Origin of the sequence: uncultured Aquincola sp. (assembly GCF_964001545.1) — a bacterium.
Taxonomy (GTDB): Bacteria; Pseudomonadota; Gammaproteobacteria; order Burkholderiales; family Burkholderiaceae_C; genus Aquincola.
Genome location: NZ_CAXFDV010000202.1, coordinates 1 through 8537, shown reverse-complemented (window position 1 = coordinate 8537; position 8537 = coordinate 1). Strand labels below are relative to the sequence as shown.

Below are 8537 nucleotides of genomic sequence, written 5' to 3'. Positions count from 1 at the left end.
CGGCTCGCCCGGCGGGCCCGGGGGTACCACGCAGGCCCAGCCGTGCATGGTCTCGGTGAACTGGAAGGTGGGCGACAGCAGCGTCGGCTTGTCGCGGATCACCTCCTTGAGCAGGGCTTCACCCACCTCGATGGCGCCGTCTTCCAGCGCCTCCTCGATCTTCTTGAGCAGGCCTTCGATGCCACCCATCAGGCCCTGCAGATCGTGCCCCAGGCGCTGCAAGAGGCTTTCATGCGCGGGGGCCGGTGCCGGCGCCGGGGCCGGCACGGGCGGCAGCGGCCCGGCCGCGGGCAGGCCGAGGTCCAGCGTCCAGCCGCGCGCCTGCGCCAGCAGGGCCACGGTGCGCTCGGCCACCGAAGCGATGGTCAGCAGCGGGTTCACGCCCACCGGCCCGGGCATCACCGCGCCATCACACACGTACAGCCCCGGGTACAGCGCATCGGCGCCCTGCCCCGCCGGGTTCCACACCTGGCCGCGGTCGTTCACCACGCCGTTTTTCACGTCGTCGGCCATGCCGCAGCCGCCCACCGGGTGCACCGTCACCAGTTGGTGGCCCATCGGCGCCGTCCACAGCGGGTTGGGCATGAATTCGCCCTGGGTGGCGCGGGCGGCGTCCTGCAGCCTGGCGTTGTCGCGGACCACGGCGGCGTTCAGGCCGGCACCGGGCCATTCGATCAGCAGCCGGTCATCGGCCAGCTTCAGCCGGCCGCCGGCGTCGTCCACGCTCATCACCAGGTAGGTCTGGCTGCGTGCGGCCGGCCCGGTGTAGGCCAGCGCGGCCAGGCCGGTGGGGTCGGTCTGCACGGCGGTGCCCACCAGCTGCGCGTCCTTCAGGCGCAGCTCGGCCTGGGCGGTGCCGTACTCGAAGAAGCCGCCGCTCTGCGTCTCGGCCAGGAAGTAGCCCGCCGCCACCAGCGAAGCCATCGCGCCGGGAATCACGCCTTCTTCGATCACCAGGCCGTCGCCGGGCTGCCGGGCCGTCAGGCGCAGGTCGATCAGGCCGGTGATGCAGGGCCCGGGCAGGTTGGCCGCCGCCACCGTGTTGGTGCCCACGCCCACGCCGTTGATGTTGGCCCACTGCGCGGGCTGGCCGGCCGGCGCATCGTTGCGCCAGTAGTTGTCGTAGCCGAAGGCCAGCACGTCGCCGTTGCCGGAAAAGCGTTCGCCCAGCGTGTCCGACAGCGGCAGCCCCTTGTCGCGCGAGCGCAGCAGGATCTCGGTGCTGCCCAGCGCGCCGGCGCCCAGCATCACAATGTCGGCGGTGACGCTGCGCGCCTCGGGCGCCGTGCCCGCGGCCCCGCCACCGGCCATGAAGTGCACCCGCCAGCCATCGCCTTCCCGCGTGAGGTGGCTCACCTTGCACTGGGTGTAGATCTCGGCGCCGTGGTTGCGGGCGTCGGGCAGGTAGTTCATCAGCGTGGTGTTCTTGGCGCCCACGTTGCAGCCGCTGCAGCAGTCGCCGCACAGGGTGCACTTGGGCTGCGCCACGCCGAAGGGGTTCGTCTGGTCGACGAAGTTCACCGTGATGGGCGGGCGGCTGAAGAGCTGCTTCATGCCCTTGGCGGCCATCTGCAGCGCGTCCAGCTTGTTCAGCGGCGGCCAGTCCTGCGGGTACGGCGTGGGCGCCAGCATCGCCCGCGCCCGCTCGGCGAAGGTATCGAGCAGGTCCGGGTGGTCCTGGAACACCTGCGGCCAGTGCTCGGCCTGCAGCAGGCGCTTGTCCATCTCCAGCGCCACGTTGGCATTGATGAGCGAGGTGCCGCCCAGGCCGCAGCCCACCAGCGCGTTGACGTCGTCGTTCAGGTGCAGGTTGTACAGGCCATCGGGCCTGCCCAGGGTGCCGCGGGCGGTGTCCACCTGCATCTCGGCCTGGGCGCTGGCCAGGTCGTTGGGGTACTGGCCGGGCTGCAGCTCGCGGCCGCGTTCCAGCACGCACACGCGCTGGCCGGCACGCGCCAGCCGCGACGCGGCCACGCCGGCCCCATAACCCGAACCCACGACCACCACGGTGTAATGCGCGGCCATGCGGCCGATGGGCAGCGAAAGCGTCTTGCTCATGATTGCTGGGGCTGGAAGAAGCGGTCGAGCAGGCGGGCCGCCTGCAGCTCGGCGGCCGCACAGGCCGCCTGTGAAAACACCTGCCAGGCGGCGCGTTGCGCTTCCACCGCGCCCAGCAGCGCATCGCGCAGCGGGTTGGGCTGCGGCCGCATGCTGCCCACGTCGGACACCTGCACCGGCTTCATGTGGCCGTTGGCCGGGTCCTGGAACAGGCGCAGCGAAGCCACGTTGAGCGCAGCGTCCACCAGCACCGCGGCGGCGCCCTGGGTGCCGCCCATGGTGGGCTGGTCGATCACCCAGCCGCCGGTGTTGTAGACGGCCACCGGCATCGGATAGCCGGGCACCGCGAACTCGCGCTCGAACGGCTTGTGGGTGTGGCCGTAGATGAAGCGGGTGGCGCCCAGGCGCGTGGGCGCGGTCGGCGAGACCTTCGCCAGCGCCTCGTCGAGCTGCCGCTTCAGCGGCCCGGCCAGGTAGTCGATCAGCAGCTGGCGGCCGCTGGCGCTCATCAATTGCAGGTCGTCGTCGCGCTCGCTCTCGGCGCCGCGGCCGATGGTCACGTCCATCAGCGCGCGCAGCAGCTGCTCCACCGTCAGGCCCTGCACCGTCTGCGTCTGGCCGCTGATGCCCAGCGTGCGGCTGAGCAGCTGCGCGGCCTGGTCGCCCGCGAGTTCGGTGAAGGTGCGTGAAGCGCCGGCATCGCGCAGCACCTCGTACAGCGTGAGGGCGCTCTGGCCGGTGGTGCCGGCACTGCCCAGGTCGCTCCAGAGGAAGTCCACCCAGGGCCCGTTCTGGCCTTCGATGGTGGCCACGTCCTGGGGCGGCGGGGTTTGCCACACCGCCTGGTTGAGCGACGACATCACGGTATAGGTGCTGTCCACGTAGTGGCCGTGGTGCATCAGCACGCAGCGGCCGCTGGCTTCGTCGAACAGGCCCAGGTTGGGGTAGACGATGCGCACCGTGGCATCGGCCAGGTGCGGCTGGCGGCGCATCAGCTGTGTCAGCAGCTCGCTGCGCACCGGCGTCTTCTCCTTGTCAGGGAACAGCGCGGTGGTGTCGATCAGGTCCGGTGGCAGGTCGCCCGGCGGGTCCAACTGGTCCAGGTACTGGCGGTCCTGGGCCACGCGCCACAGGTGGTGGTCGTGGTTGCCGGGCACATACAGCACCTGGGTGCTGAACAGCTGCGGGCCATCGGCCGGGTACAGCGCCTGCACGAAGCAGTTGAAGGCGGCTGCCACGTCGCCCATGGGCGACAGGCCCATGTCCAGCACGTCGCCCAGCAGCACCAGCGTCACCGGCGGGCTGCCGGGGCTGGCGGCCTGCAGCGCGGCCACCGTCTGCCGCAGCGCCTGCCCGAAGGCCACCAGGGTGGCGCTGGGCCGTTTGGGGTCGGGCTGGTCCTTGTCGTCGCTGGAGGTCAGCAGGCTGTAGGCCGCGCCCAGGTGCAGGTCGGACAGGCAGAGGTAGCGCAGCGCATGCGGCTGGGCGTCCACGGCGGGGGTTTGCGCACTCATGCCATCGTCTCCATCTCGGGGGTGGTGCAGGTCTGGGGTTGACGGGCCACGCAGGCCATCACCGCGTCGCGCACGGGTTTTTCGCGCGGGTCGTTCCACTTGTAGAGGCCCAGCTTGCGTGTGACGTAGGCATAGCCCAGGCCGGTGGCCGGGTCGCCGAACGCAAAGCTGCCGCCCACCGCGAAGGTGCCGAAAGCCGCCGGCGAGCTGCCGAACTGCAGCCAGGGCGACGGCTTTTCCAGCCCCAGCGAGTACATCAGCGAGGTCTTGAGCACCTGGTCGCGCCAGCCGTTGCGCGGCGCAGGCGGCGCATCGGCCAGCGCCTGGAGCACCGCGGGCGACACGCCCAGCCGCCGGCCGCCGGTGGCGAACTCGTGATAGACCGTGGCCAGCGCGGTGGCCGAGCCGATGCCGCCGGCGCCGCCGTTCTCGATCGGCCACCAGGCCGGCGTGTCCAGCGCCGCCGGCCCCTGCAGCAGCAGCGGGTTGTTGAGCGTGCGAAAGGTCAGGCACCAGGGCCAGAACATGCCCAGCACCATTAGCGGCGGCAGCGTGTCCATCGCGAACAGCATGCGCCAGGCCGCGAAGCCCTGGATGCGTGCGATGCGCTCGCGCGGCACCGAAGGCGGCAGCCCGATGTGGAAGTCGGCGCCCAGCGGCGCAGCGATCTCGTCGGCGAAGAAGCGGCCCAGGGTGCGGCGCTGCGGGTCGGTGCGGCGGATCAGCTCGCTGGCCAGCCAGCCGATGGTGTAGGCATGGTTGCCGGCCCAGTCGCCGGGCGTCCAGTTGGGCGCCTGGCGGGCCAGCGCGGCGGCCAGGGTGTTCTGGTCGCCCATGTTGCCCAGGCTGAGCTTCAGGTCCATCGCGGCCATGCCGGCCTGCTCGGACAGCAGCTGGCCGATGGTCACGTCCTGCTTGCCGTTGGCCGCGAACTCGGGCCACACCTCGGCCACCCGCTGCTCATAGCGGAACAGCCCGCGGGAGACGGCCAGCGCCGCCGCCAGCCCGGTCATGCCCTTGGTGAGCGAATACACCAGCACCAGGGTGTCGGGCTGCCAGGGCTGGGTCTGGGCCACATCGGTGGTGCCGCCGCGCAGCTGCACCACGGTGCGGCCGCGGTGCAGCACGGTGCAGGCGGCGCCGGTTTCGCCATGCTGGGCAAAGGCCTGGGCAAAGGCTTCGCGCACCGGCTCGAAGCCGGGCGCCACGTCGCCCTGGATGGGCGGGTTGGGGTTGGAGGTCGCGGACATCAACTGCCTTCCACGAGTTGCCTGAGACGGGTGACGAAAGGGGTGGGCGCTGCGCGCTGCAAGGTGGCCAGCACCGCGGTGGGCAGCGGCAGCGCTTCGCCGGGGGTGCCGGCGCTGCGCCAGGCGCGGGCCAGCTCCAGCGCAATGTCCACCTGCTGCAGCCCGGCGCGCCGCTCTTCGGCCAGCGCCAGCGCCTGGCTGAAGGTGCGCCAGGCCGCGGCGCGGTCGGTGGGCAGCAGCAGCTGGGCACGCAGGCTCAGCAGCAACGGCTCGAACACACGCATGCCGCCCTGGCACATGGCGGCCTCGGCGGCCTGCAGGTGCGCCTGCGCGGCCTCGTGCCGGGCGGCCTGCAGGCTCACGCGGGCCAGCACCAGGTGGTGGCTCACCGCCACCAGCTCGACGCCGGCGGCCATCACCGCTTCGCCGGCCGCCCTGAAATCGGCCAGCGCCTGCGCCGCCAGCGCGGGGTTGGGCAGCTGGGCCAACGCGATGTTCATGCGCGACAGCGCCAGCCAGTGCGCAAACTCATGCCGGCGCGCGATGTCGGCCACCGCCTGTGCCTCGGCCATGGCCGGCGCGGCCAGACCGTTGAGCAGCATGAACCCGCTGAGGTAGAAGCCGGCAAAGGCCTGCGAGCCCGGGTGCGCCAGCTCACCGGCCAGGCTTTGCGCACGGCGCAGCGCCTGCTCGGCGCGTTCGAAGTCGCCCATCACGTTCAGCGCGCAGCCCAGGATGCTGCCGGCCATCACCGCCGGCGAAGCCCCGTACTGCAGCGCCAGCGCGCCTTCGGTGGCCGCATCGTGCAGCGCCAGCGCAGCCTGCAGGGCCTGCGCCGATTCGACGCAGCGGCCCTGCAGGTACAGCACGATGCCGCGGGCGGTGTGGGCGGCCAGCAGCCGCGCCGGCTCGTCGGCTTCTCGGGCCATGCCCAGCAGCTGGTCGGCCATGGCCTCGGCCTCGTGCAGCAGCGCGCGGTTGTAGTAGTGGCGCCAGAGCATCCAGCTGGCGGCAAAGCGCGGGGCCACCGGCCCGCCCTGGCGGATCAGCGCACGCGCCCGCTCGCAGGTGTGCACCAGGCGCGGCTCGGCATAGCCGTGCAGCACGGTCAGCGAATGGCCCAGCGCCACATGCGCCTGCAGCAGCCGGCCGGCGGCGGCCTCGTCGCGGCTGGCGTCGTCGCCTTCTGCTTCCAGCCTGTCGATGGCGGCTTCGAAGTGCCGCGCGGCCACCGCATGCGCCGCCTGGCGCGCGGCCTTGGCGCCGGCCTGCATCGCGTAGCTCACCGCCTTGTCCTGGCTCAGGCCCAGGCCGTAGTGGTAGGCCAGCAGCTCCAGCGCGTCTTCCAGGCGGTCGGCATGGCGCTGCTCCAGCAGGCGGGCCACCTGCTCATGCAGCTCTCGCCGTTGGCGCTGCAGCAGGCCGTCGTAGGCCACCACCTGGCTCAGCGCATGCCGGAAGCGGTACGCCGGCTCAGGCACCAGCCGGGTGGGCTGCACCAGGGCGGCGGTGGCCAGCAGCTGCAGCGCGGCGGGCACCTGATCGGGGGCGGGCCACAGCGCTTGCAGCTCGCTTCGGCTGAATTCGCGGCCGATGACGGCGGCCAGCCGCACGATGCCCTGGGCATCGGCCGGCAGCAGATCGAGCCGCGCCTGGATCACCGCCTCGATGGTGCTGGGCAGCTCCACCGCCGCCAGCGGCCGCCGCGCGGCCAGCGCACCATCGGCGGCCAGGTGCAGGTGGCCCAGGTCCATCAGGGTGCGACACAGCTCCTCGGCAAAAAACGGGTTGCCTTCGGTGCGGGCATGGATGGCATCGGCAATGGCCTCGGGCACGCTGGCCGCCTGGCACATGCTGCGCACCACCAGCGCGGTCTGCGCCCGGTTGAGCGGCCGCAGGCCCAGCTGGCTGCAATGCACATGGCGCGACCAGGCCAGCGCCGTCTGCGGCCGGGCGGTGACCACGATCAGGATGCGGTGGCTGGCCACCACCTCCACCAGCTGCTCCAGCACCTCGCCCGAAGCCTCATCGGCCCAGTGCCAGTCGTCGAAGGCCAGCACCAGCGGCGTGGCGGCCGCCGACACCGTGATGCAGGCCACCAGCGCCTGCGCCAGCGCATGGCGGCGGGCATCGCCTTCCAGCGTGGCGGGCAGCGGATGGGCTTCGCTGGGGATGGACAGCAGGTGCAGCAGCTGCGGCAGCCAGGGCTGCAGCCGGGCATCGATGGCCAGCAGGCGCTGCACCGCCTGCGCCTCCCGCTCGGCGGGCGGCACCCGGGCCAGCGCCAGGGCTTCGCGCAGCAGCTGCACGAAGGGCAGGAAGGCGCCCAGGCGGCCCTGCGGCGAGCACCGGCTGGTGAGCACCGTGGCTTCCTGCGGGCCGATGCGCTGGCGAAACTCATGCATCAGGCGGCTTTTGCCGAAGCCCGCGTCGGCCACCACGTTGACGGCGTGGCCGCTGCCCTGCAGCGCTTCGTCCAGCCAGCCGCGCAGCGCTTCGAGCTCGCTGCCGCGGCCCACCAGCGGCGTGAAGCCCCGGGCCTGCGCCGCTTCGATGCGGCCGTCGGCGCCGGTGCGGGCGCCCAGGCGCCACGCCAGGCGGGCGGGGTGCGGCGGCGCGGCGCTGGCGCTGGCATCGGGCGCCTCGGGGCCGGCCGCCCACAGCGGCTGCAGCTGGAAGTAAGGCGACAGCAGCCGGCGGGTGTCTTCACACACCGCCACCTCGTGGCGCGCCACGGCCGCGGCCAGCATGGTGGCCAGCGGCGGCAATGTGCCGGCAATGCGCCAGCCGGTGGGCGTGGGTGAAGCCACCACGTTGCCATGGGCCAGGCCCACGCGCAGGCCCAGGCTCACGCCGGTGGGCTGGCCGTCGCGCTGCACCTGGGCCGCCAGTTCCAGCGCCGCTTCGGCCGCCTGCAGCACGTCGTCTTCATGCGCCGTGGGCAGGCCGAACAGGGCTTCCAGGCCCATCATGTCCAGCCGCGAGAGCAGGCCGCCACGGTTCTCGACGATGGCCTGCAGCCGGGGCTGCAGCAGGCCCAGCGCTTCGTCCAGCGCCTCGGGGCCCGACTGGGCCAGCAGGCGCTGCAGGCCTTCGAACGCCGCGACCAGCAAGGTGACCGAGCGCCGCTGCGGCACGCCGACGGGCGTGGGGCGGCGGGCGGTGGGCACGGTACCCGCTTCGCTGAGCGCGCCAGCCGGCTGTGCCGCGTCGATGGGCAGCGCAAAGCGGTAGCCCTGGCCAGGAATGGTGGCGATGGCCTTGACCCCCAGCGCCCGCCGCAGCGCCGAGATCTGCACCTGGAGGTTGTTTTCCTCCACGACCAGGCCGGGCCAGACCTGATCCATCAACTCGTCCTTGCGAACCAGCTCGCCGGCCTTGTCGACCAGCACACGCAAAAGATCGAACGCACGCGAGCCCAGCACCACCGGCTGCCCCTGGGCCAACAGCACACGCTCGACAGGCCGCAACTCAAAGTGCGAAAAACGCACGGGGTTGACCATCGAAGCGTCCTTTGAAGGGATGTGCGACTGTATCTGTTTGTGTTATCGGGTTGTGAATTTTTGCCTGGGCGATCGATCACACCCTGGGTGGTTGTTGGCTGGTTTGCTCCGGGCCGTGCGGGCGGGCCCGGGGGCTTAGCTTCCGCGGTCCGCGCTGCACGCGGACTGCCCTGCGCTACTCGGGCGGGTGGCCCGCGGTCCAACTCGCTGCG

The 8537-nt window shown here is 72.1% G+C and carries 4 protein-coding genes; all 4 read right to left on the bottom strand.

What is annotated here, in order from left to right:
- A partial coding sequence (locus ABNT58_RS07005) for a GMC family oxidoreductase (RefSeq protein WP_348752783.1) occupies positions 1 to 2058 on the bottom strand: 2058 nt, incomplete at its 3' end.
- Complete coding sequence (locus ABNT58_RS07000; protein ID WP_348752782.1) at positions 2055 to 3572, bottom strand: metallophosphoesterase; 1518 nt, start codon at positions 3570 to 3572, stop codon at positions 2055 to 2057. The genes ABNT58_RS07000 and ABNT58_RS07005, both read right to left, overlap by 4 nt.
- Positions 3569 to 4822, bottom strand: a complete 1254-nt coding sequence (locus ABNT58_RS06995) for a serine hydrolase domain-containing protein (protein WP_348752781.1) — start codon at positions 4820 to 4822, stop codon at positions 3569 to 3571. The genes ABNT58_RS07000 and ABNT58_RS06995 overlap by 4 nt, the downstream gene beginning before the upstream one ends.
- Positions 4822 to 8325, bottom strand: coding sequence for an AAA family ATPase (locus tag ABNT58_RS06990; protein WP_348752780.1), 3504 nt, complete (start codon positions 8323 to 8325; stop codon positions 4822 to 4824). Before ABNT58_RS06990 ends, ABNT58_RS06995 begins: the two co-directional genes overlap by 1 nt.
- Positions 8326 to 8537: the final 212 nt, after the last annotated feature.